The 2,203-nt window shown below is 74.6% G+C and carries 3 protein-coding genes; 1 reads left to right on the top strand and 2 read right to left on the bottom strand.

From position 1 onward, the window contains the following. Nucleotides 1–500: 500 nt before the first annotated feature. On the top strand, nt 501–980 hold the full coding sequence (locus DZG00_RS14805) for a DUF3817 domain-containing protein (RefSeq protein ID WP_233549208.1): 480 nt from the start codon (nt 501–503) through the stop codon (nt 978–980). 6 nt (nt 981–986) lie between these two features. On the opposite strand, the gene DZG00_RS14800 is transcribed toward DZG00_RS14805, so the two are convergent. Then, nucleotides 987–1,649: a YitT family protein gene (locus DZG00_RS14800; RefSeq protein ID WP_119383147.1), complete on the bottom strand. Its 663-nt coding sequence runs from the start codon at nt 1,647–1,649 to the stop codon at nt 987–989. 114 nt (nt 1,650–1,763) lie between these two features. After that, nucleotides 1,764–2,203: siderophore-interacting protein (locus tag DZG00_RS14795; protein WP_147360038.1), on the bottom strand; the 440-nt coding region annotated here is incomplete at its 5' end.

Genomic DNA, 2,203 nt, shown 5'->3' with positions numbered 1-2,203 from the left:
CGTCGGTCGCGGCCGGCGTCACGACGCTCGTGGTCGGCGCGACGACGCGCGCGGACGAGGCCGCGATGCCGGGCGTCGCCGCGTCGGCCGGAGCCGCGGTCGGCTCGACGGCGACGAGCAGCGTCACCCCGAGGCTGAGCCCCGTGACGGCGGCGATGAGTCGTGCGCGTGCGGATGCGGTGCGCGTCCCCCGTGTCGAGGCACGGCGGACGGCAGAGTGGTGCTCCCCCAATTGATCCCCCCAGATCGTCGAGGCGATATTCGCCTCATGTCGAAATGCTCGCACATGCCGAGGGTGCTGCGTGACACGTGTCCGGCCAGCACCTCCCGCACGCCTGGTCCACAGGCGACGCACACGCCCCTCGGCGGCCGTCCGACGACGCGTGCGGCCAGCGGCCCGGCGCCCGCCCACAGCTCCCGTCCGAACCCGCCGGGTACCGTGGGCGGCGACCTGCCCCGCCCGTCGGATCCGCGAGGATCCCCCCGCCCCGGAAGGCTCCATGACGAACGCCCCGCACCCCGACGCCGCCCCGTCCGCCGAGACCGAGGCGCGTCCCGGGGCGTCCGACTCCCCTGCGGCTCCGGTCGGCTTCATGGCGCTCGTGCGCGGAACGCGCGACCGCTCCGCCCGCCCGTCCCGCCTCGGCCGCCTCTTCGCCGTGGTCGCGATCGTCGAGGCGGTGACCTGGACCGGCCTCCTCGTCGGCATGTTCCTCAAGTACGTGACGGAGACGACCGAGCTCGGCGTCTACGTGTTCGGCCGCCTGCACGGCGCCGCGTTCGTCCTCTACGTGATCGTCACGGCCGTGGCCGCGATCCGCCTCCGCTGGGGCTGGAAGCCGGCGATCCTCGCGGGCGTCGCGGCGATCCCGCCGCTCGCGACGCTGCCGCTCGAGGTCGGGCTCCGCCGCCGCGGGTACCTGCGGCAGCCGGCCGACGACACGGACGGGCGTGCCGCCGCAGCCTCGACCGCCGGCTGACTCCGGTCAGATCCCCGTGTACCGCCCCGGCCGGTGGTTGAGCGCGAGCACCAGGTTGAGCAGCACCGCGCCGAGCGCCGACCACACGACGCCCACGACGGACACGACCGTGAGGCCGAGCAGGATCACGATCACGTCGAGGATCATCTGCGCGTACCCGGCCCGGAAACCGAACCGCTCCTGCACGATGAGCGCGACGATGTTGAACCCGCCGAGGCTGGATCCGTGCCGGAACACCACGAGCAGCCCGATCCCCACGAGCAAGTTGCCCGCGAGCACCCCGTAGACCGGCTGCAGCTCGAGCCCCGTGACCATGAGCGGGTGGAGCGACGAGAACAGGGACACGAGCGCGACCGAGATCGCGGTGCGGATCGTGAACCGCCACCCCTTCTTCCACACCGCGAGCGCGAAGAACGGCGCGTTGACGACGAAGAACAGCACCCCGAACGGCAGCACGCCCGTGTAGCTCAGCAGCAGCGCGAGCCCGGCGGTGCCGCCGGTGACGGCGCCGGCGTCCCGCAGCAGGAACAAGCCGAACGAGGCGACGAAGGTGCCGGTGAGGATCCCGAGCACGTCCTCGATCACGGAGTGCGGGATCCCCGCGGTCGTCGGCTCGCCGGGCGAGGGGGCGATCGGCGCGGGCAGGGGCTCGGACGCGGAAGCGGTCATGGCGGTCTCCGGGGTGGGGGGACGGGATCCGCGCGGGCGGTCGTGCCGCATCACGCGCAGGGAACAGCATGGCGGATGCGCGGGGGCGTGACGACCGCCGGCGCCTGGGCGCGCTCAGTCCGCGAAGATCGCCCCCACCGGCTCGCGCTTCTCCGCCTGGAAGCGGTCCTCCGCGCGGCCGAGCGCCCAGTAGGCGGAGAGCGACAGGACCCGGCGGTCGATGCCCCAGCCGTCCTGGAGGAGCCCGCGGATCTCCTTCATCGCGCCGCGCTCGCCGTGCGCGAAGACCTCGACCTCGCCGTCGGGTCGCTCGAGCGCCCGCACCGCGTCGACGAGGGGCGCACCCGGCACGGCGCCGGGGACGCGCGAGCGGTGGATCCACCGCACCTCCACGCCCGCGGGATGCGCGAGCGGGAGCTCGTCGGCCGGCCCGTCCACCTCGACGAGCGCCACGCCGTGCGCGTCCGCGGGCACGGCGGCGAGCGCCGCGGCGATCGCGGGCACGGCCGAGTCGTCGCCGAGCAGCACGCGCGCGAGAGCCGGATCCGCGCTCG

The sequence above is a fragment of the Clavibacter lycopersici genome (genome assembly GCF_003576405.1).
Taxonomy (GTDB): Bacteria; Actinomycetota; Actinomycetes; order Actinomycetales; family Microbacteriaceae; genus Clavibacter; species Clavibacter lycopersici.
Note: the sequence above shows the minus strand (reverse complement) of the source record. Positions and strands in the feature narration are given on the sequence as shown.